The organism is Nocardiopsis sp. LDBS0036 (genome assembly GCF_041228755.1).
GTDB classification, from domain to species: Bacteria; Actinomycetota; Actinomycetes; order Streptosporangiales; family Streptosporangiaceae; genus Nocardiopsis; species Nocardiopsis dassonvillei.
The window spans coordinates 6353564-6374316 of the sequence record NZ_CP141103.1; the positions used below are offsets into that span (position 1 = coordinate 6353564).

Consider the following 20753-nt stretch of genomic DNA (forward strand, 5'->3'; position numbering starts at 1 on the left):
CCGCGACGGCACGCCGCCGCGCGGACCGCCCCCCGCCATCCCCTTGCCCCTTCGTTCCCCCGAGGAGACGACACAGATGACCGCATCCGCGCCCGAGGAACACGGTTCCGCCGCCCCGCCCCCTGCGGAGTTCCCCCTGGCCCGCTCCTGCCCCTTCTCCCCGCCCGAGGCCTACGAGGGGATGCGCGCCGCCGCCCCCCTGACCCGGGTCACGATCCCCAGCGGCAAGCAGGCCTGGCTCCTCACCCGCTACGACGACGTGCGGACCGCGCTGTCCCACCCCGCCTCCAGCTCCGACGCCCGCCACCCCGCCTTCCCTGCCCTGGGCAGGGGCGAACAGGCGGTCGCCGCCGACCTGCGCCCCTTCATCCGCATGGACCCGCCCGACCACACCCGTGTCCGCCGCATGCTCGTGGGCGAGTTCACCGTGCGCCGGGTGCGCGAGATGCGCCCGGAGATCGAGCGGATCTGCGCCGAGCAGGCCCGCCACCTGCTCTCCCTGCCGACCCCCGCCGACCTGGTCGGCGAGTACGCCAACCGGGTGTCCACGACCGTCATCTGCCGCCTGCTCGGCGTCCCCCTGGAGGACCTGGAGTTCTTCCGGCGCATCACCACGGTCTCGGGCGGGCGCGACAGCACCGAGGAGGAGGTGGGCGCCGCGCTCGCCGACCTGTTCGGCCTGATCAACCGGCTCATCGACGAGAAGGCCGACGACCCGCGGGACGACCTCATCAGCCGCCTGGTCACCGGCCCCCTGGCGCGCGGGGAGATCACCCGCCAGTCCCTGCTCTCCCAGATCGGCATCACGCTCAACGCCGGGCACGAGACCTCGCGCAACATGATCCCGCTCGCGGCGCTGGCCCTGCTGGACCACCCCGACCAGCTGGCCCTGCTGCGCGAGGACCCCTCGCTGTGGCCGGGCGCGGTGGACGAACTCCTGCGCTACCTGTCCGTGGCCGACGTCATCACCCTGCGCGTGGCCACCGAGGACATCCCCCTGGACGGGGCCACCATCCCGGCGGGCGACGGATACATCGCGCTGCTCGGCGCCGCCAACCGCGACCCCGCGGCCTTCCCCGAGCCCGGGAAACTGGACGTGACCCGCTCGCAGCGGGGCCACGTCGCCTTCGGCTACGGGACGCACCAGTGCGTGGGGCAGAACCTGGGGCGCCTGGAGATCGAGGTGGCCCTGCGGACGCTGTTCGAGCAGGTGCCCACCCTGCGCCGGGCGGTGTCGCTGGAGGAGCTGCCCCAGCGTTCGGCCTCGGCGATCTTCGGGCTGGAGGAGGTGCCGGTGTCGTGGTGAGCCCCGACCGCGACCGGGCCGGCGAGCCGTCCGGCCCCGACGGGGCCGAGGCCTCGCCCGATCCCGGCCCGCTGCGCCTGCACGCCGACACCGGCGTGTGCGCCGGAGCCGGACAGTGCGTCCGGGCCGCCCCCGACCTCTTCGACCAGGACGACGACGGCCTGGTGGTCCTGCTCCGCGCCGACGTACCCGAGCGGGACCGCGAGCGCGCCCTGACGGCGGCCGACTGGTGCCCCTCGGGCGCCGTCAGCGTCCACGAAGCCTCCTGACCCCCGAGTCAGGACACCATCCCCCGGGCCGTGCCGACCACGGCCCCGATCCGAAAGGCCCCACGATGAGACGACGATCCCTCATGGCCGGTGCGTGCGCACTGGCCCTGGTCGCGACCGGCTGCGGCGGCGGAGGGGAGCAGACCGCCGCCTCCGAGGAAGCCGCCCTGCGCTACGCCGCGGTGGGGGCGCCCGCCGCCACCACCCACGACCCGCACGGACGGGTCGGCAACGAGGCCGACTACCTGCGCTTCGCCATGCTCTACGACGTCCTCACCGTCACCGACGAGCAGGGCGCGGTCCAGCCGCGCCTGGCCACGGCGTGGGAGCCGGTGGACGGCGACCTCACCCGCTGGAGCGTCACCCTGCGCGACGACGCCGCCTTCTCCGACGGCCAGCCCGTCACGGCCGACGACGTCCTGTTCTCGCTGCGCCGCATCCAGGGCAAGGGCGCGGAGAACAACGGCCGCCTGTCCATGTTCGACCTGGAGGCCTCCAGCGCCACCGGCGAGCACGGGCTGGAACTGGTCACCCGCCAGCCCTACGCCGAGGTCGGCCTGGCCCTGGCCTCCCTCACCTTCGTCGTGCCCGAGGGCAGCGAGGACATCACCGAGCCCGTCGCGGGCTCGGGCCCCTTCGTCCTGGACGAGGGCGACGACACCACCTCCGTCCTGAGCCGCAACGACGACTGGTGGGGTGAGGCGCCCTCCTACGAGAGGCTGGAGATCACCGCCATGCCCGACCCGGCCGCGCGCGCCGCCGCCGTCGCCTCCGGGCAGGCCGACGTCGCCGGGAGCGTCGCCCCGGCCACCGCCGAGCAGTACGCCGACGGCGGTGAGGTCGAGGTGGTCACCCGCCCCGGCGGCGTCAACTACCCGCTGGTCATGGACCTGGAGACCGAGCCCTTCGACGACCCCGACGTCCGCGAGGCGGTCAAGCTCGCCCTGGACCGCGAGCAGCTCGTGGAGACCGTCTTCCTGGGCTACGGGGAGCCCGGCGCCGACCTCCTCAGCCCCCTGGAGCCCTTCGCCCCGGACGCGCCCCCGGTGGAGCGCGACCTGGACCGGGCGCGCGAACTGCTGGAGGAGGCCGGGCACGGCGGCGGGGTGTCCCTCACCCTGCACGCCACCAATTCCTACCCCGGCATGGAGGAGGCCGCGGTGCTGGTCTCCGAGCAGCTCGCCGAGGCCGGGATCGAGGTCGAGGTCGAGGTGGGAGCCCCCGACACCTACTGGACCGAGGTCTGGAACGTCGAACCCTTCTACCTCAACAGCCTCGGCGGCAACGGCTTCGTGGACTTCTCCCGGATGGCGCTGCTCGCGGACGGCCCCATCAACGAGACCGGCTGGAACGACCCCGAGTGGGACGCCGCCTTCAACGACGCGCTGGCCACCGCCGACGAGGCCGAGCGCCACGCGGCCCTGGGCGGACTCCAGCAGCGCATCGCCGACGAGGGCGGCTACGTGGTCTGGGGCGTGGGCGACGGGATCGACCTCACCGCGCCCGGCGTGACCGACCTGCCCACCGGCCCCGGGTTCCACCGGCTGCGCGTCGAACAGGTCGGGGTGCCGGGCTGATGACCCCCACCCACGCGGCGCCGCCCGGCGCCGTGCCGCGGACGCGGGGAACGGGCAGGGCCCTGCTCCTCGCGTCCGCGAGGGCCCTGCTCCTGCTGGTGGCGGTGTCGGCCGCGGTCTTCGCCGCCACCGAGCTGCTGCCCGGCGACGCCGCCCAGCTGCGGGCGGTCCCCGGAGCGCAGCAGGAGGAGGTCCAGCGGCTGCGCGAGGAACTGGGCCTGGACGCGCCCGCCTGGCAGCGCTACGCCGCGTGGGCGGGCTCCCTGGCCACCGGCGACCTCGGGGTCTCCCTGGTCAACGGGCGGCCCGTCGCCGACGCCCTCCTCCAGCGGCTGCCCGCCACGCTCGCGCTCGTCGGGGGAGCGCTCCTGCTGGCCGCGCCCGCCATGCTCGCCCTGGGCTGGTGGGCGGGCTCGGCCCGCCGGGGCGGGGGAGCGCCGACCGCGCTGCTGACCGGCGGCGCCGCCCTGCCCTCGGCCGTGGTGGCCAGCGGTCTGGCCGCCCTGCTCTCCGGGGCACTGGGCCTGGTCCCGCCGGTGTCGCTGCTGCCCCCGGGCAGGCCGCCGACCGAGAGCCCCGAACTGCTGGTCCTGCCGGTGCTGTCCCTGGCGCTGCCCACCGCCCTGTTCGGCGCGAGCCTGCTCTCGGGCGCGGTGGCCGACGCCCTGCGCCGCCCCCACGTGGCCGACTCCCGGCGCCGGGGCAGCCCCGCCTGGCGGGTCGCGGCCGTGGACGTGCTGCCCTTCCTGCTCGCGCCCCTCACCCGTGTCCTGGCCGTCAGCGCGGGCGGGCTCGTGGCCGCCGCGACCGTGGTGGAGACCCTCTTCGGCTACCCCGGGCTCGGTTCGCTCCTGGTCGCCTCCCTGGCCTCGCGCGACCTGCCCGTGGTGCAGGCCACGGCGGTGCTGGCGGCGGCGGTCGTCCTGGCGGGCCTGCTCATGGCCGACGCCGTCGCGGCCGTGGCCGACCCCCGGGGGAGGACGCCGTGAGCCGCGCGCTGTTCCCGGTCCTGCTGGTCGCGGTGCTGGCCGCCGCGCTCCTGGGGCACTGGCTGGCGCCCCACGACCCCACCGAGCCCCTGGGCGTGCCCTGGCGGGGACCCGCGCCCGGCCACCCGCTGGGCACCGACGCCCTCGGCCGGGACGTGTGGTCGCGCGTGCTCGCCGGGGGAGGGGAGCTGCTGACCGTCTCGGTGGCGGCCGCGGTGTGCGCCTCGGCCGTCGGCGTCGTCGGCGGACTGGCCGCGGGCTGGGCCGCGGGCGCGGTCGACCGCGCGCTCACCGCGGCGGCCGACCTCATGCTGGCCGTCCCCTCGCTGCTGCTGGCCCTGGTCGCGGCGGTCGCGCTGCCCGGCCGGGCGGCCGTCGTGGTGGCCACGGTGTGCGGCGGGGCGCCGCTCACCCTGCGGGTGGTCCGCGACGCCGTCCGCTCGGTGCGCGCGTCGGGGTACGTGGAGGCCGCCCGGTGCCGGGGCGAGCGCCCGGCGTCGATCCTGTTCCGGGAGGTCCTGCCCGCCGTGCGCGGGCTGGTCGCCGCCGACCTGGGCCTGCGTCTGGTGGTGGCCCTCCAGGTCGCCTCGGCGCTGGGCGTCCTGGGCTTCGGCGCCTCCCCTCCGGCGCCCGACTGGGCGCTGATGCTGCGCGAGAACATGGCCGGCGCGGCGATGAACCCCTGGGCCGTGGCCGCACCGGCCGCCGCCCTGGGCGCGACCACGGTCGTCCTCGCCCTGGCCGCCCAGTTCTCCCCGCGCCGCGACGGCGTCCGGCCCCGGCGGAGGGGTTTCGCGAGAAGGAGGAAGGAGGCTCTCGGTGACAGTGGATCCGGTGGGTTCGGTGGTTGAGGACGCGGGGCTGAGCGCGCTGGGGATCCGCGTGCGGAACCTGGAGGGCCGGACCGTGGTCGGCCCGGTGGACCTGCGGGTGCCGGACGGGCGGGTCCTGGCGGTCATGGGCGGGTCCGGCGGCGGAAAGACGAGTGCCGTGCTGGCCGCCCTGGACGCCCTGCCGCCCGGGCTGGTGCGCGAGGCCGGGGAGGTGCGCTGGCACGGGACGCCGATCCCCGCCGGACGTGCGGCGCGTCGCTGGCGGCTGGCCCACGCCGGAATCCTCGGCCAGGACCCGGCCTCGGACCTGCACCCCCTGCGCACGGTGTTCGCGCTGGTGGCGGAGGGGCTGCCGCGCTCCGGACCGGTGGTGGAGGGAGGTCCGTTCTCCAGTCCAGCGGCGGGGGTGCCGCCGCGTCCCGGAGGCCGGGACGCGCGGCGGGCCGTGCGCGGCGTGCTCGCGGATCTGGGCCTGGACCCCGACGCCGTGGGACGCCGCCGCCCGCACGAGCTCTCCGGCGGGCAGGCCCAGCGCGTGGCGCTGGCCAGGGCGCTCGTGGGCGACCCCCGCGTGCTGGTGCTGGACGAACCCACCAGCGGCCTCGACCCCGCCACGGTGGAACTGGTGGTGCGGGTACTGGAGCGGCGGCGAGGGAGGCCCGGCCGGGTCACGGTCGTCGTCACGCACGACCGCGCCTTCGCGGACCGCGTGGCCGACGACCGCCTCGTGCTGGGGAGCTTCTCCGACGCGCGGGGAGCGGACGCGGAGCGCGCCATCCCCTCCGGCGGCGCCGAGGTGCTCGGGCTCCGGGGCGTGCGCGTGACCGCTCCCGGCGGACGGGAGCTGATCGCCGCGGCGGACCTGTCGGTGCGACGCGGCGAGTGCGTCGCGGTCCTGGGCCCTTCCGGAAGCGGCAAGTCCACGCTGCTGCGCGCCGTCGCCGGACTGCATCCGCCCGCCTCGGGGAGCATGGCCCTGAACGGCGCTCCGCTGCCGCCGCGCCTGCGCGACCGGGACCGACCCCTCCTGCGAGCGGTCCAGTTCGTCGGACAGGACCCCGTGGGGGCGCTCAACCCCGCCCACCGCGTGGGCACGGCGCTGGCCCGCCCCGCCCGCGTGCTCCTGGGGCTCTCGCGCGCGGAGGCCCGCGCCCGCGTCCCCGACCTCCTCGCGCGGGTCGGCCTGCCGGGAAGCGTCGCCGACGCCCACCCCGGGCGGCTCTCCGGCGGCCAGCGCCAGCGGGTGGCCATCGCCCGCGCCCTGGCCGCGCGCCCCGGCCTCCTGCTGGCCGACGAGGTCACCTCGGCCCTGGACGCGGCCAGCGCCCGCACGGTCCTGGAGCTGCTGGACTCCCTGCGCGAGGAACACGGGCTGGCCGTGCTCCTGGTCACCCACGACCGCGACGTCGCCGCCCGCGCCGACCGGATGCTGGCGCTGGACCCCGAGCACCGGAAGCTGGACCCCGAGGGCCTCACCGTGCCCTAGCCGCCGGACCGGAAGCGCGTAGTCAGGCCGAGAACCACCGGGCACGCACCGGTGCCGGACGGAAGGTCCGGTTCCGGGGCCGTCCCGAGGGGGCGGCCGGGTTCCCGGGCGGGCCCGCCACCGCCCGCGCGCTCCGGTCCGCCAGGGTGCGGCGCGCCCAGGCCCGGCCCGCTCCGGGCACCGGAGGGTTCGAGAAGCGGGGGGGACGGTCAGGCCGGTCCCGTCAACGCGCTGCCTCCGTCCGTAACACGAAACGCCTGGCCGTGTACGCCGTGTACAGGGCGAATCCGGCGCGGGCCGTGACCAGGACCAGCCACAGGGACAGCAGGTTCAAGAGTCCGGCCAGGGCCAACAGCGCGATCACCGGCAGAGCGGTGCACCACAGCAGGACGACGAGGCCGCGCACGGTGGCGTGGGGTGCGATGACGACCTTGAGCACCGACGACAGGAAACCCGCCCAGGGTTCCAGCAGCAGTTGGACGCCCACCAGCCGCACACCCCAGAGCACCAGGGGCTCCTGTTCCAGGCCCAGCAGTCCGGCGATCGGGCCGGGAGCGGCCAGGAACGGCAGCGCGACCGGCCACAGCACAAGAGCCATGGACGCGGTGAACAGGCGCAGCCGGCGCGTGGGGTCCCCGGGAACGCCTTCGGAAGCGCGCAGGAGTCGGCCCGCCACCATGCCGTAGGGCTTGAGCGGTACCACCAGTGTGCGGACGACCGTGATGAAGGCGACGGTGGCGGCGGCCTGGGCCACCGGCAGGGAGGTGGCGATCTGCGCGACCAGAGCGAAGGTCACCACCAGCACGAGGACGTCGAACGACCCCGAGAAGGAGCCCGGAACGGAGCGCATCACGTGCGCCGAGAACATCCTCCGGGCGCCGGTGCGCACCGCTCTGACGGCGGCGGTCCTCGCCCGTGGCTCAGTGCGCAGCACGGTGCGGACGAGCGTCGCGAGGTCGATCAGGGAGCAGCCCGCGCCGATCACCACCAGCGCGACCACCGGCGGCGGCTGCCACAGGAACACGGCGGCGGCGAGTACCGCGTAACCGGCGAAGTTCTCCACGCTCGTGCGCAGGCGCACGCCCTCCTGGCCGGTGACCACCAGGATCCCCCCGGCGGCGTACATCAGGGGAGCGATGAACACGGACGGAAGGCAGGCGAGGTAGTAGGCGGCGAACAGGGCGGGTGAGTGCTGGAAGAAGAGGACGCCGCCGCCCGCCACCAGGGCGGCCGCGGACAGGAACACGGAGCCGGCCAGCACCACGGCGGCGAGGGCGGCCGGTTTCTCCGTGTCCCGCAGGAGCGTTTCCCCGCGCAGGCGGGCGACCACGAGGATCTGGTAGGCCGTGCCCGGGGACATGACCACCAGCAGAAGGGAGAGCGTGCTCCCGTAGGACGCCGGGATTTCGGGGCCGTACGCGCTCAGAGCGGAGAAGAAGACCAGGACCCTGGCTCCGGGGAGGAATATGGCCAGGGCCATCTTCGTGCCACGCGACAGGAAGTCCCGTGTGACTCCGCCTTTTCTCCTGGCGGGTTCTTCTGGCATGGGTTTCCAGCTCGACGGGGCCTAGGGCTTGTGGAGAACACCGTGAGATTAGCAGGGGACTCCGGGGTGGCGCCAAGGGAAGGCCGTTCCCAGGAGTGGTTTCCGGATCGGATTGAAAGTGCTGTTCAGAGGTTTTCCGGGTTCACTGAATGGCGCGGGGTCATGGCCGGTTCCGGCCATTTCCATGAGCGGGTGCGCGGTGGCGGGGAAATCGAGCGGTTCCGCCCTTGCCCGAATGCGCGGACGGGCGCGGTCCCCGCGGTCGTCGGGGCGTCCGATCCGGTCGGCGGCGGAGGACGGCCTCCCGGGCAGCCGACCGCCGGGCGGGGTCGGCGAGACGCACGGGGAGTGTCGGGCCTCACTTGCCCGCGTGGCGTGGGCCTCTCGTGCGGGCCCGGGCCGCACATGACCCCGGCGGCCGAGACCCCTGGGACAAACCGGGTATCCCCTTCCACGCCGGACTTCCGCGCCCCCCAGTGCGGCGGCCCGGCGCGCCCCCGCGTCCCGCTTCGTCCCTGTTGGGCGGGGCACGGGGGATCAATAATGAAAACGGTTGTCATATGCTGCTCTGGTCCGCTGAGGCGTCCGCGCGCCGCGGCGGCCTCCCCGCCCCCGACCCGGAAGAACCGCCGTGCACCTGCGCAAGATCCCTCCCGGCGCCTGCCTGGCCGCCGCCTCCGCCCTCCTGCTGACCGCCTGCCTCCCCTCCGGCGGCGACACCGCCGCATCCGAGGAGGACGGGCGCATCGCGGTGGCGATGCTGCTGCCGCCGAGGTCGGCCCTCTCGCCGCTCACCGACGACGCCTTCAAGCTCTCGCGCTGGAGCACCGCCGAGACCCTCGTCGTCCTGGACGAGGTCGGCGACCCCCAGCCCGGCCTGGCCACCGACTGGACCCAGGTGGACGACACCACCTGGACCTTCACCATCCGCGACGGGGTGACCTTCCACGACGGCACGGAGCTGACCGCCGACGTGGCCGCCCACTCCCTGGAGTACGCCGCGCAGGCCTCGCCCAAGCCGCGCATCCTCGACGGCGTCGAACTCGGGGTCGAGGCCGAGGGCGACACGGTCACCGTCACCACCGCCGAGGCCGACCCGCTCGTCCCCCAGCGCCTGTCCTCGCCGCAGCTGTCGATCCTGGCCGAGAGCGCCTACGAGGGCGACACGGTCAGCCCGGTCGGCACCGGCTCGGGCCCCTTCGAACTGGTCGAGGTCAACGGCACCACCTCCGCGAGCCTGGACCGCTACGACGGCTACTGGGGTGAGGCCGCCCTGGCCCCGGGCATCGACGTCAGCTTCGTGCCCGACGGCACCGCCCGCGCCGCCGCCCTGCGCACCGGCGAGGCCGACATCGTCGAGGCCGTGCCCACCTCCCAGGCCGCCCTGCTGGACCCGGAACTCATCACCGAGGTCCCGATGCCGCGCACCAACACCCTCTACCTCAACACCCAGGACGGGCCCTTCACCGACCCCGGCCTGCGCGCCGCCGCCCGCGAGGCCATCGACCGCCCGACGCTGGTGGACGGCGTCTACGAGGGGCGCGCGGACGCGGCCGAGGGACTGCTGGGCCCCGCGCTGCCCTGGGCCGCCGACCGCCCCGAACGCCCGGAGGCCGCCGAGGCCGCCGACCCCGACGGCGCCGCCATCACCCTGGCCACCTTCACCGACCGCCCCGAACTGCCCGAGGTGGCCACCGTCCTGGAGCAGCAGCTGGAGGAGGCCGGGTTCGAGGTCGAGCAGGTCGTGCGCGAGTACGCCAACATCGAGGAGGACGCCCTCAACGGCGAGTTCGACGCGTTCATCCTCTCCCGCGCCACCGTTCTGGACTCCGGCGACCCCGTCGCCTACATGACGAGCGACTTCTCCTGCGACGGGTCCTTCAACATCGCCCAGCTGTGCGACGAGGACGTGGACGCGGCCCTGGAGGAGGCCGAGCGCACCCCCGCGGGCGACGAGCGGCGCGCCGCGATCCTGGAGGCCGAGGCCGCCGTCCTGGCAACCGACGCCGCCATCCCCATGCTGCACGAACGCGTCATCCAGGGCGACGCCGCCAACGTCGTGGACTCGGCCAAGGACCCGCGCGAGCGCCTGCTCGTCACCCCGCGGACCCGGCTGAACTGATGGCCGCCGCCGCTCCCGACCGCACCGGCGCCCCCGGTCACACCGCGCCCCCCGGCCGCACCGGCGCCCGCGGGTCCGGGTGGCTCCTGCCCCTGGTCTCGCGCGTCGCCGCCCTGGTCCTGGTCACGGTCGTCGTCGGGCTCCTGCCCTGGCTGTCCGGACGCGACCCCGCCCTGTCGGTGCTGCGCGCCCGCTCGGCCGAGCAGGCGCCCACGCCCGAGGTGCTCGACGCCATCCGCGAGGACCTCGGCCTGGCCGACGGTCCCGCGGTGACCCTCGCCCGCTGGTTCGGCGGTGTCCTCCAGGGCGACCTCGGCCGGTCCTGGGTCTCCGACGCGCCCGTGCTGCCCACGGTCGTCTCGGCCATGGGCGTGTCCCTGACGGTCATGGGCGCCGCGCTCGCCGTCGCCCTGCTCGTCGCGGCCGTGCTGTGCGCCCCCACGCTGGTGCGCGGGGCGCGCGGCACCCTGCGCCCGGGCGGGTCGGGCAGCGGGGCCGCCGCCGCGGTGTTCACGGCCCTGCCCGAGTTCCTCGTCGCCGTCCTGCTCATGGTCGCCCTCTCGGTGTGGCTGGGCTGGCTGCCGCCCTACGGCTGGCAGGAGCCGGTGAACCTCGTGCTCCCGGCGCTGGCGCTGGGCCTGCCCGCGGGCGGACTGCTGGGACGGCTGCTCGACGACGCGCTGCCCGCCGTCCTCACCGAGCGCTGGGTGGGGCTGTGGACGGCCTCGGGCTGCTCCCCGGCCGCCGTCGCCGCCGCGGCACTGCGCCGGGCCGCCCCCGCCCTCATCCCCCAGTTCGCCATGGTCGCCGTCGGCCTGACCGGCGGCGCCGTCGCGGTGGAGACGGTCTTCGCCGTCCCCGGGATCGGCCGCACCGCCCTGGGCGCCGCCCAGTCCCAGGACCTGCCGCTGCTCCAGGGCGCCGTGCTCGGCCTCGTGCTGCTCGGCACCGCGGCCGGGATCGCCGCCCAGGCCGCCCGTCGCCTCCTGCTGGGCCCCGGCCTGAACGACGCGGCCCTGTCCCTGCCCCCGCCGCCCACCGCCCCCGCGGGGGCCGTGCGCCGCGCGGTGCCCGCGGTGTGCGCGGCGCTGATCCTGACGGTGTGCCTGTGGGGCCTGACCCGCGACGCCATGACCGTCGAGGTGGCCCAGCGCCTCGCCGCCCCCTCCTGGGACCACCCCCTGGGCACCGACGCGGTCGGCCGCGACGTCCTGGCCCGGCTCGGGCACGGCGCCCTGGCCACCGTGGGCACCGCGGCGCTGGTGTGCCTGGCCAGCCTGGCCGCGGCCCTGCTGATCGGGTTCGTTCCCGCGCTGTCGGCGGGCGCCTCGGAGATGGCCAACGCCCTGCCCCCGGTGATCGCCGGAATCCTGGTGGCCGCCATCGCCGGGCCCGGCCCCCTCGGCGCCGCCGTGGCCGTGGCCCTGGTCTCCTGGCCCCCGCTGGCCGCGCACACCTCCGCGCTGGTCCAGGAGACGCGCGCGGCCGCCTACCTGACCGCGCAGCGGGCCTTGGGCGCCGACCCCCGCTGGATCCTGGTCCGGCACGTGCTGCCCGCGGTCCTGGGGCCGGTGGCCCGCCACGCCGTGCTGCGCCTGCCGGGCATCGCGCTGGCCATCGCCTCGCTCGGCTTCCTCGGCCTGGGCTCGCAGCCGCCCTCGGCGGAGTGGGGCCTGAGCCTGTCGGAGTCCCTGGCCTACGTGGAGCGCGCGCCCCTGGCGGCGCTGGCCCCGGCCGCCATGCTCCTGCTGCTGGCCGCGTTCGCGGTCTCCTCGTCCACGCTTCCCCAGGGCTCGTGGACACCCCCGTGGCGCCGGGGTTCCCGCCCGGCCGCGACCGCGCCGTCCCCAGGAGCCCTGACGTGACCTGTGAAGAAGGCGGGCTCCTCCGCGCGGGCGCGGCGGTCGGCGGCCCGTCCCGGACGCGCGGCCGCGTCCGCCGCCCCGCCGCGCGGGGCCCGGTCCCTCTCCTCTCCGGCCCGAAGGCCGAACTCTCCCCGGAAGGACGCAGATGAGCGACGAGGCCCTGCTGTCGGTCCGCGACCTGCGGGTCACCCTGCCCGGACGGCGAGGGGGCGGGGTCCGCGCCGTGCGCGGGCTCTCCTTCGACGTGCGCCCCGGCGAGGTGCTCGCGCTCGTGGGGGAGTCCGGGGCCGGGAAGTCGGTCACCGCCCGCGCCGTCCTGGGCATGGCGCCCTACGGCGCCTCCGTCACCGGAAGCGTCCGCCTGGACGGACAGGAGCTGGTCGGCGCACCGCCCGCCGTCCTGCGGACCCTGCGCGGGCGGCGGATGTCCCTGGTGCCCCAGGACGCGCTCGCCGTGCTCAGCCCCGTGCACACCGTGGGCGCCCAGCTCGTACGCGCCCTGCGCTCCGTGCGTCGGATGAGCCGGGCCGCGGCGTGGGAGCGGGCGGTGGCCGCACTGGACCGGGTCGGCATCCCCGACGCCGCCCGACGCGCGCACGCCTACCCGCACGAGTTCTCCGGCGGCATGCGCCAGCGGGCGGTCATCGCGATGGCCACGGTCAACGAACCCGACCTGGTGTTCGCCGACGAGCCCACGACCGCCCTCGACCCCAGGATGCAGGCCCGGACGCTGGAACTGCTGTGCGGGCTGCGGGAGCGGACCGGCACCTCGGTCGTCCTGGTCACCCACGACCTGGGCGTCGTCGGCGGCTACGCCGACCGGGTGGTGGTCGTCTACGCCGGACGCCACGTCGAGTCGGGCCCGGTGGGGCCGGTCCTGACCCGGCCGCGCGCCCCCTACACCGTCGGCCTGGTCGCCGCGCTGCCCCGGCCCGGGGCCGGGGACCGCCGCCTGCCCGCCATCGCCGGAACGCCCCCCTCACCGGAGGCGCTGCCCGGCGGCTGCGCCTTCGCGCCCCGCTGTCCGCTGACGGAGGATCGGTGCCACGCCGAGGAGCCCTCACCCGCGGTAGCCGGGGAGTCGGGCAGGCTGGTCTCGTGCCACCGCTGGCAGGACCTGCCCGACCCGGCTTCCTCCCTGTTCACGGACACCGCGCACACACCACGGGAAAGGACGACATGACCACCCCACCGCTGCTGAGCGTGCGCGACCTGGTGGTGCGCTACCCGGGCCGCACCCGGCGGGCCGCCCCGGTCACGGCCGTCGACGGGATCTCCTTCGACATCGGCGCGGGGGAGACGCTCGCCCTGGTCGGGGAGTCGGGGTGCGGCAAGTCCAGCACCGCCGCGGCCGTGATCGGACTGCGCCGGCCCCAGGGCGGGACGGTGCTCTTCGGGGGCCGGGAGCTGACCGCCATGGGCGAGAGGGAGCTGCGCGCCCTGCGCCCCGCGATCCAGCCGGTGTTCCAGGACCCCTACGGCTCGCTCAGCCCGCGCCTGCGCGTGCGCGACGCCGTCGCCGAACCCCTGCGCATCCACGGCCGCTGGGACCGCGCGACCGGTCCCGCCCGGGTGGCCGAACTCCTGGAGAAGGTCGGACTGGACCCCGCGCACGGCGACCGGCTGCCCCACGAGCTCTCCGGCGGGCAGTGCCAGCGGGTGGGGATCGCCCGCGCGCTGGCCTGCGAGCCGCGCCTGCTGGTCCTGGACGAACCGGTGTCGGCCCTGGACTCCTCCGTGCGCGCCGGGGTGCTCAACCTGCTCACCGGCCTCCAGGACGAACTGGGGCTGGGCTACCTGTTCATCTGCCACGACCTGGCGCTCGTCGGGCACGTCGCGCACCGCGCGGCGGTCATGCGCGCGGGACGGCTGGTGGAGACCGGCCCCGCCCATCGGGTGTGCTCCGACCCCGCCGACCCCTACACCCGCGAACTGGTGGAGGCCGTACCGGCCCTCCCCGGCGCCTCCGGGGACCGGCCGCTGCCGAGCGCCCCGTGAGCCCGGCACGGCAGCCCCGCAGGAACGGACACGGGAGCGGAAGCGGGCACGGGAAGAGCGGGGACAGGGCCGGGATCGGGAACGGGAGCGGGGCCGGGAGCGAGAGCGAGCCCGGGAACGGGGCCGGGAACAGGGCTGGGAATGAGAGCGGGAACGGGAACAGGGCCGTAGCCGGGAGCGGGAACGTCCTGTCCCGGACCACCGCCCGCGGGGCCGCGGCGCTGCGCGACGTGTGCGGCCTGCCCGCGCTGCCCCTGCTGCTGATCGGCTCGCAGTTCGCGTTCAACGTCGGCTTCTTCGCGGTCCTGCCCTACCTCGCCGACCACCTCGGCGGCGCTCTGGGCCTGGCCGGGTGGCTGGTCGGCCTCGTGCTGGGCCTGCGCACCTTCAGCCAGCAGGGTCTGTTCGTGGTGGGCGGCACGCTCACCGACCGGTTCGGCGCGCGCCCGGTGGTGCTGGCGGGCTGCGCGCTGCGCGTGGCCGGGTTCTGCTGGCTCGGCTTCGCCCAGGGCACCGCGTCGGTCATCGCCTCGGTACTGCTCATCGGTTTCGCCGCCGCGCTGTTCTCCCCGGCCGTGGAGACCGAGATCGTGCGCCAGGCCGTGCGGCACGAGCGGAGGACCGGTGAACCCCGCACCCGGATGCTCGCCCTGTTCTCCGTCGCGGGACAGGCGGGAACCCTCGTCGGACCGCCGCTGGGCGCCCTGCTGCTGCTCGGCGGCTTCCGCGCCGCCTGTCTGGCCGGGGCCGCGGTCTTCGCCGCCGTGCTGGCCGGGCACCTGCGGCTGATGCCCCGCACCGCGCCGGGCGCGCCCGCGTCGGCCGACCGGGGAACGCCGCGCCTGCGGGAGGGGCTGCGGCTGCTGCTGGGCAACCGCCGGTTCCTGGCGCTGAGCCTGGCCTACAGCGGCTACCTGCTGGCCTACAACCAGCTCTACCTGGCCCTGCCAGCGGAGGTGGAGCGGGCGACCGGCTCCCAGACGGCGCTGGGCTGGCTGCTGGCGTGGGCGTCGCTGCTCTACATCGCCACGCAGGTGCCGATGCTGCGCTGGGCCTCCGCCCGTCTGACGCGGCGCGCGACGCTGGTGTGGGGGCTGGCGCTGATCTGCCTGGGCTTCGCCGGGGCCGCCGCGTCGATGCCGGTCGGCGCGCTGGGCGGGCTCGTGCCCTCCGCGGTGTTCGTCACCGCGCTGACCCTGGGCCAGGTGCTCATCGTGCCCACGGTGCGGGCCTGGATCCCCGACCTGGTAGAGGACCGCCACCTGGGCCTGTTCACGGGCGCGCTGTCCTCGTTGTCGGGACTGGTGGTGCTCCTGGGCAGTGTGCCCGCGGGGGCGCTGCTGGACCTGGGCGGACCGTTGCCCTGGCTCCTGCTCGCCCTGGTGCCCCTCGCCGGAGCGGTGCTGGCGCCCGGCCGGGGCCGCCCCTGAACAGGGCACGGCCCCCGGTCCGCCGTGCCGACGGGCGCCCCGGAGCAGGGCGCCGGCCGGCACCGCCCCCACCACGGCGCGGTGTCGCACACGGGTCCACGGCGGGTCGCTCCACCCCGTCGGCGCGGCCCGCCGTGAGCGGGCGTGCCCACCGACGCGGGTGAGGGCTTTCGCCCATGGACTTACGCTGCGCACCAGGGGAGGGTAAGCGCTTTCCAAGCTGGAGGCAAGGGCGGAGGGGTGAGAGGCCGTCCTGGTGCGCATGGTGTGCGGCGCTCGGCGGTGCATGGTGTCCGGCCGAGTCCTGCGCCCAGTGGCATGCGGAGTCGGCGGTGCACGGTGTTCGGCGGCATGCGGACTCGGCAGTGCGCGTCGCCCCCTTCCGGCGACCGTGCCGCCAACGCCGCCGTGGGTGCCTAAAGCGCTGCTGGCAGCGAGAACACGCGTGGTGGCGGGCGCGTGGCGCGGAACCGGGGGCGCGCGGCGGGCCCGTGGAGGGACGCGGCGGGCATGCGGCGGCGGACCTGTGCGGTGCCGGGCGCGGCCGGAGGGGGTGCCGATGCGGCGGGGTGGTCCACCAGGCGGTCCATGGATGTGAACCATTGACACCCATGTGAACGCGGTGCTAGAAACTGACCATCATAGTCCTTGGATAGCGCTTACCAGACCACTTCGAACCGTTTCTCCCCTGTGTTCCCACGCACACGTCCGTGTCCGCCTCCCCCGGACGGCCGGGCGCGGACGCCCCACCGAAGCCACAGCCGTCACCGGCGCGAGCCGGAAGCCGAAGGGAAACACCACCATGCGCGTACCCCCGGGCCGAGTGCGCCGACACGGCCGCCGCGGCACCGCCCTGTCCGCGACCGCCGCGGCCGCGGCGACGGTCCTGCTCGCCTCCGCCTGCTCGGGCTCCGACGACGGCACCGTCGAGCTGCGCTTCTCCTGGTGGGGCTCCAACGAGCGCCAGGCCACCATGCTCCAGGTCATCGAGAACTTCGAGGCGGACAACCCCGACATCCGGATCACGGCGGAGACCACCGACTGGTCCGCCTACTGGGACCGCCTGGCCACCACCACCGCGGCCAACGACTCCCCGGACGTCCTCATGCAGGAGGAGCGCTACCTGCGCGAGTACGCCGACCGCGGAGCCCTGCTCGACCTGGGCGAGGCCGAGGGCCTGGACCTGTCGCTGATCGACCCGCTGGTCGCCGAGAGCGGCCAGCTGGACGGGCAGACCTTCGGCGCGGCCAGCGGCGTCAACGCCTACTCCATCCACGCCGACCCCGAGGCCTTCGCCGCCGCGGGGGTGGAGATGCCCGACGACGACACCTGGACCTGGGCGGACTACGTCGAGATCGCCGGGCAGATCAGCGAGGGCACCGGCGGCGAGATCGCCGGCGCCCAGAGCATGAGCTACAACGAGGCCGGTTTCCAGGTCTTCGCCCGCCAGCACGGGGAGGCGCTCTACAACGAGGACGGCAGCCTCGGCTTCTCCCAGGAGACCCTGGAGGCCTGGTACGAGATCACCCAGGACCTGCTGGAGAACGGCGGCCAGCCCAGCGCGGCCCGGAGCGTGGAGATCCAGGCGGGCGGCATCGACCAGTCGGTCGTGGCCACCGGCGAGGGCGCCATGGCGCACTTCTGGAGCAACCAGCTCGGCAACGTGGTCGAGGCCTCCGGGCGCGAGATCCAGCTCCTGCGCTACCCCGGGGAGACCGAGTTCGACCGGACCGGCCTGTTCTTCAAACCGGCCATGTTCTACTCGATCTCCGCGGGCTCCGAGCACCCCGCGGAGGCGGCCCGCTTCGTCGACTACATGCTCAACGACCCGGCGGCGTCCGAGCTGCTCCTGGCCGACCTGGGCCTGCCCGCCAACACCGAGGTCCGCGAGGCCATCCTCGACGACCTGCCCGAGTCCGACGCCCGGATGGCCGAGTTCATGGGCGAGATCGAGGGAACGATCGTGGACGGCAACCCGCCCGCGCCGATCGGCGCCGGTCAGGTCGTGGACATCAGCAGCCGCGTCAGCGACGGGCTCGCCTTCGGCGACCTCACCCCGGCTGAGGCCGCCGAACAGTTCATGACCGAGGTCGAGGCGGCCATCGAGACCTCCTGAACCGCCCGGCGCGGCCTCCGGTGCGAACGGGCGCCGCGCCGGACGCCGCCCGGGGGCGACAGGCCGCCGGCCGCGCCCGTCCACGTGCGTATCCGCGCACGAGCACACGGCACCGCCCCGGCGGACGTTCACCGCTCCCGCACCCGCGTCCGTACACGGCCGCACGTGCACGCCCGCACACTCACATGCACACGCCCGCACACGCGCACACGAGCACGAGAAAAGGACGTCCATGACCCCGCACGCCGGAGCGGCCACGCAGGACCGCATCACCAGCGTCACGATCTCCTCGGTCACCCTCCCCCTGAACACGCCCATCAGCGACGCCAAGGTCCTCACCGGGCGCCAGCGGCCGATGACCGAGGTCGCGATGCTCTTCGCCGAGATCACCACCGAGGCCGGTCACGAGGGCGTCGGGTTCGGCTACTCCAAGCGTGCGGGCGGCCCGGGGCAGTTCGCCCACGCCCGGGAGGTGGCCTCCGTCCTGCTGGGGGAGGACCCCAGCGACACGGGCAAGATCTGGGACAAGCTCGTCTGGGCGGGCGCCTCGGTGGGCCGCAGCGGGCTGGCCACCCAGGCGATCGCGCCCTTCGACATCGCCCTGTGGGACCTCAAGGCCAAGCGGGCGGGCCTGCCGCTGGCCAAGCTCCTCGGCAGCTACCGCGACTCGGTGCGCTGCTACAACACCTCGGGCGGCTTCCTCCACGCCCCCGTCGAGGAGGTCATGGAGAGGTCGGCCGCGGCGGTGGCCGACGGCATCGGCGGTATCAAGCTCAAGGTCGGCCACCCCGACAGCGCCACGGACCTGGCCCGGGTCGCGGCGGTGCGCGAACACCTGGGCGACGGCGTGCCGCTGATGGTGGACGCCAACCAGCAGTGGTCGCGGGCCGACGCCCAGCGCATGTGCCGGGCCTTCGAGGAGTTCGGGCTGGTCTGGATCGAGGAGCCGCTGGACGCCTACGACTTCGAGGGCCACGGGCGCCTGGCCGCGACCTTCGACACCTCCATCGCCACCGGGGAGATGCTCACCAGCGTCGCCGAGCACGCCGAGCTGATCCGCCACGGGGGCGCGGACATCATCCAGCCCGACGCGCCCCGGATCGGCGGCATCACGCAGTTCCTCCAGGTCATGGCGATGGCCGACCGGCGCCACCTCCAGCTGGCCCCGCACTTCGCGATGGAGGTCCACATCCACCTGGCCGCCGCCTACCGGCACGAGCCGTGGGTGGAGCACTTCGAGTGGCTCGACCCCCTCTTCAACGAGCACCTGGAGATCTCGGGCGGGCGCATGCACCTCTCCGACCGGCCCGGCCTGGGGGTGACCCTGAGCGACCAGGCGCGCGCGTGGACGGTCGACACCCACCGCGTCAAGGCCTGACCGCAGCGGTGTCCGGGCCGGGGCGAGCCCCGCCCCGGACACCGGTCCGCGGGTGCCGGTCCGATGGTGTGAGGGCCGGGAACAGTTCGACCGCCGCCGAAGTGTCGGCCTCCTAGAGTCCCGGTCATGACCACCGACCAGCGAACGGCCCCGGGGCACGCCGCCGCGCCCCTCTCCCACCGCACCATCCGACCGCGCATCCTCTACTTCGGCACCCCCGTGGTGCTGCTCTCCACCGTCAACGAGGACGGCACCCCCAACCTCGCCCCGATCTCCTCGGCCTGGGCCCTGGGGTACCTGCTGGTGCTGGGTCTGGGGGCCACCGGGCAGACCGCGCGCAACCTGGCGGCGCGCCCCGAACTCGTGGCCAGCTTCCCCGCCGCCGAGGACTGGGCCAGCGTCGAGCGGCTGGCCCCGCTCACCGGGCGCTCGCCCGTGCCCCCGGGCAAGCCGCCGGGCTGCCGCTTCGAGGCAGACAAGTTCGCCGCCGCGGGCCTGACCCCGCAGGAGTCGCAGCGGGTCGCGCCGCCCCGCGTGGCCGAGTGCCCTTTGCAGCTGGAGGCCCGGGCGGTGCGCGTGGACGCCGACGCCTCGGGCGACTTCACCGTGGTCCAGGCCGAGGTGCTGCGGGTGCACGCGGACGAGCGCCTGGTGGTGCCCGGCACCGACCACGTCGATCCCGCGCGCTGGAACCCGATGATCTACAACTTCCGCCACTACTTCGGGCTGGGGCGCCAGTACGGGCACTCCCACCGCTCCGAGACGCCCGGCTCCTGACGGCCACGAACATGTCGGCGCCCCGTCCCGCCCCTTCGGCAACGAGGAACGGCTCTTCGACGCGGTCTTCCTCGCCTCGCTGGAGCGCGTCACCAACGTCGCCCCCATCGACGCCGACGACCTGGCCGACTGGGCCGTGCGCCTCTACGACGAGTACCTCGCCCGCCCCGACCTCATCCGCCTCGCCGCCTGGGCCCGTCTGGAGCGGTGTCCGGAAGGACACCTCGTCGCGGAGCACGAGCGCCACGACGACCACAAGCTCCGCGCCATCGCCGAGGCCCAGGCCGCCGGGCGGGTCAGGCGGGGCGACCCCCTCGACGTGATGGCCGTGGTCATCGCCATGTCGATGGCCTGGTCGCCGGTGAGCAACGTCTACGCCGCCACCGCGACGGAGCCCCCGGACGTGCACGACCGGCGGCGGGCCCTGCTGCGGGACTGCGTCCGCCGCGCCGTCGCTCGGAACAGGCGGCGACCGAGGGAACGTGAGCCGGGGCCGACCGCCCACGGCGTGGTTCCCCGCCCCGCCCCGCACCCGGTTCGGCTCTCCGCCCCCGCGCCACTACCCCCGCAGGTCCCCGAGGCCGCGGCCGACACGGACGCAGGCCAGGGCGCCCGCCACCGCCCCGACCGCGGTCAGGACCAGGGCGGCGCGGACCGCGCCCGCGGTGTCCCCGGCGACGGCGGCCCCGAACAGGGCCATCGCCCAGTAGCCGGGGGAGAACGGGGCTGCGGCCTGCGCCCAGGCGGGCATCATGGAGAGCGGTGCGAGGGCCCCGCCGAGGGCGCTCACGGCCAGGGCGCCGACGGCGCAGACGGCGGCAGCCACCACTCGCCTGCCCACTCCCCGACCGCGCACGCCGCCAGGGCCTCGTCCACCCCGGGCCGGTCGCCCGGCTTCTTGGCCAGGCAGGCTGCCAGGAGGTTCCGCAGTCGGTCGGGGACGGCCGACCGCGACCGGCGACGCTCCCGGGCGTGCGGGTGACACGGGGCGGGGAGCAAGGTAGAACAGCACGAGCGCCCCGAGCACCGGAGCCCGCCCGGCCGAGAACCCTGACGCCGCG

Annotated in this window: 16 protein-coding genes and 1 pseudogene; 15 read left to right on the forward strand and 2 right to left on the reverse strand. The window is 75.5% G+C overall.

Annotated elements, in window-relative coordinates; genetic code table 11:
• Positions 1 to 76: 76 nt before the first annotated feature.
• The 6 genes from UIS43_RS26965 (at position 77) to UIS43_RS26990 (ending at position 6460) form a co-directional block, all read left to right on the forward strand.
• Positions 77 to 1306, forward strand: coding sequence for a cytochrome P450 (locus tag UIS43_RS26965; RefSeq protein WP_071621668.1), 1230 nt, complete (start codon positions 77 to 79; stop codon positions 1304 to 1306).
• On the forward strand, positions 1300 to 1575 hold the full coding sequence (locus UIS43_RS26970; protein WP_126625048.1) for a ferredoxin: 276 nt from the start codon (positions 1300 to 1302) through the stop codon (positions 1573 to 1575). Before UIS43_RS26965 ends, UIS43_RS26970 begins: the two co-directional genes overlap by 7 nt.
• Before the next feature lie 65 nt (positions 1576 to 1640).
• Positions 1641 to 3152, forward strand: a complete 1512-nt coding sequence (locus UIS43_RS26975) for an ABC transporter substrate-binding protein (RefSeq protein ID WP_013152089.1) — start codon at positions 1641 to 1643, stop codon at positions 3150 to 3152.
• Positions 3152 to 4141: an ABC transporter permease gene (locus UIS43_RS26980; protein WP_071621670.1), complete on the forward strand. Its 990-nt coding sequence runs from the start codon at positions 3152 to 3154 to the stop codon at positions 4139 to 4141. The genes UIS43_RS26975 and UIS43_RS26980 overlap by 1 nt, the downstream gene beginning before the upstream one ends.
• Positions 4138 to 4992, forward strand: a complete 855-nt coding sequence (locus UIS43_RS26985; protein ID WP_013152091.1) for an ABC transporter permease — start codon at positions 4138 to 4140, stop codon at positions 4990 to 4992. Before UIS43_RS26980 ends, UIS43_RS26985 begins: the two co-directional genes overlap by 4 nt.
• Positions 4967 to 6460, forward strand: coding sequence for an ABC transporter ATP-binding protein (locus UIS43_RS26990; RefSeq protein WP_117199345.1), 1494 nt, complete (start codon positions 4967 to 4969; stop codon positions 6458 to 6460). Before UIS43_RS26985 ends, UIS43_RS26990 begins: the two co-directional genes overlap by 26 nt.
• 223 nt (positions 6461 to 6683) lie before the next feature.
• On the opposite strand, the gene UIS43_RS26995 is transcribed toward UIS43_RS26990, so the two are convergent.
• Entirely contained in the window at positions 6684 to 7940 is a 1257-nt protein-coding gene (locus UIS43_RS26995) for a hypothetical protein (protein ID WP_370012036.1), read from the reverse strand.
• A gap of 697 nt (positions 7941 to 8637) precedes the next feature.
• On the opposite strand from UIS43_RS26995, the gene UIS43_RS27000 reads away from it, so the two are divergent.
• The 9 genes and pseudogenes from UIS43_RS27000 to UIS43_RS27040 all read left to right on the forward strand — a co-directional run.
• On the forward strand, positions 8638 to 10128 hold the full coding sequence (locus UIS43_RS27000; RefSeq protein ID WP_370012038.1) for an ABC transporter substrate-binding protein: 1491 nt from the start codon (positions 8638 to 8640) through the stop codon (positions 10126 to 10128).
• Positions 10128 to 11993 carry an ABC transporter permease subunit gene (locus UIS43_RS27005; protein WP_370012040.1) on the forward strand — a complete coding sequence of 622 codons (1866 nt, stop codon included), beginning with the start codon at positions 10128 to 10130 and terminating at the stop codon, positions 11991 to 11993. Before UIS43_RS27000 ends, UIS43_RS27005 begins: the two co-directional genes overlap by 1 nt.
• A 145-nt stretch (positions 11994 to 12138) precedes the next feature.
• Positions 12139 to 13176 (forward strand): ABC transporter ATP-binding protein, encoded by a 1038-nt coding sequence (locus UIS43_RS27010; protein WP_370012042.1) that lies wholly within the window; start codon positions 12139 to 12141, stop codon positions 13174 to 13176.
• Complete coding sequence (locus UIS43_RS27015) at positions 13173 to 13991, forward strand: ATP-binding cassette domain-containing protein (protein ID WP_013152097.1); 819 nt, start codon at positions 13173 to 13175, stop codon at positions 13989 to 13991. The genes UIS43_RS27010 and UIS43_RS27015 overlap by 4 nt, the downstream gene beginning before the upstream one ends.
• 230 nt (positions 13992 to 14221) lie before the next feature.
• Positions 14222 to 15421: an MFS transporter gene (locus tag UIS43_RS27020; RefSeq protein WP_232051643.1), complete on the forward strand. Its 1200-nt coding sequence runs from the start codon at positions 14222 to 14224 to the stop codon at positions 15419 to 15421.
• A gap of 802 nt (positions 15422 to 16223) precedes the next feature.
• Positions 16224 to 17537, forward strand: a complete 1314-nt coding sequence (locus UIS43_RS27025) for an ABC transporter substrate-binding protein (protein WP_013152099.1) — start codon at positions 16224 to 16226, stop codon at positions 17535 to 17537.
• Between the two features lie 232 nt (positions 17538 to 17769).
• Complete coding sequence (locus tag UIS43_RS27030; protein ID WP_013152100.1) at positions 17770 to 18915, forward strand: mandelate racemase/muconate lactonizing enzyme family protein; 1146 nt, start codon at positions 17770 to 17772, stop codon at positions 18913 to 18915.
• Between the two features lie 126 nt (positions 18916 to 19041).
• Positions 19042 to 19692 carry a flavin reductase family protein gene (locus UIS43_RS27035; RefSeq protein ID WP_370012045.1) on the forward strand — a complete coding sequence of 217 codons (651 nt, stop codon included), beginning with the start codon at positions 19042 to 19044 and terminating at the stop codon, positions 19690 to 19692.
• A 136-nt stretch (positions 19693 to 19828) separates the two neighbouring features.
• Positions 19829 to 20080, forward strand: a pseudogene (locus tag UIS43_RS27040) (TetR/AcrR family transcriptional regulator); the annotation flags it as partial.
• A gap of 171 nt (positions 20081 to 20251) precedes the next feature.
• Here UIS43_RS27040 and UIS43_RS27045 read toward each other — a convergent pair.
• Positions 20252 to 20521: a hypothetical protein gene (locus tag UIS43_RS27045; protein ID WP_232051748.1), complete on the reverse strand. Its 270-nt coding sequence runs from the start codon at positions 20519 to 20521 to the stop codon at positions 20252 to 20254.
• Positions 20522 to 20753 lie beyond the last annotated feature (232 nt).

What these genes read in the sequence shown, in the direction of transcription:
- UIS43_RS26965 (WP_071621668.1), top strand. Translation starts at nt 77, where the DNA reads ATGACCGCATCCGCGCCCGAGGAACACGGTTCCGCCGCCCCGCCCCCT.
- UIS43_RS26975 (WP_013152089.1), top strand. Translation starts at nt 1,641, where the DNA reads ATGAGACGACGATCCCTCATGGCCGGTGCGTGCGCACTGGCCCTGGTC.
- UIS43_RS26980 (WP_071621670.1), top strand. Translation starts at nt 3,152, where the DNA reads ATGACCCCCACCCACGCGGCGCCGCCCGGCGCCGTGCCGCGGACGCGG.
- UIS43_RS26995 (WP_370012036.1), bottom strand. Translation starts at nt 7,940, where the DNA reads ATGGCCCTGGCCATATTCCTCCCCGGAGCCAGGGTCCTGGTCTTCTTC.
- UIS43_RS27005 (WP_370012040.1), top strand. Translation starts at nt 10,128, where the DNA reads ATGGCCGCCGCCGCTCCCGACCGCACCGGCGCCCCCGGTCACACCGCG.
- UIS43_RS27010 (WP_370012042.1), top strand. Translation starts at nt 12,139, where the DNA reads ATGAGCGACGAGGCCCTGCTGTCGGTCCGCGACCTGCGGGTCACCCTG.
- UIS43_RS27015 (WP_013152097.1), top strand. Translation starts at nt 13,173, where the DNA reads ATGACCACCCCACCGCTGCTGAGCGTGCGCGACCTGGTGGTGCGCTAC.
- UIS43_RS27025 (WP_013152099.1), top strand. Translation starts at nt 16,224, where the DNA reads ATGCGCGTACCCCCGGGCCGAGTGCGCCGACACGGCCGCCGCGGCACC.
- UIS43_RS27030 (WP_013152100.1), top strand. Translation starts at nt 17,770, where the DNA reads ATGACCCCGCACGCCGGAGCGGCCACGCAGGACCGCATCACCAGCGTC.
- UIS43_RS27035 (WP_370012045.1), top strand. Translation starts at nt 19,042, where the DNA reads ATGACCACCGACCAGCGAACGGCCCCGGGGCACGCCGCCGCGCCCCTC.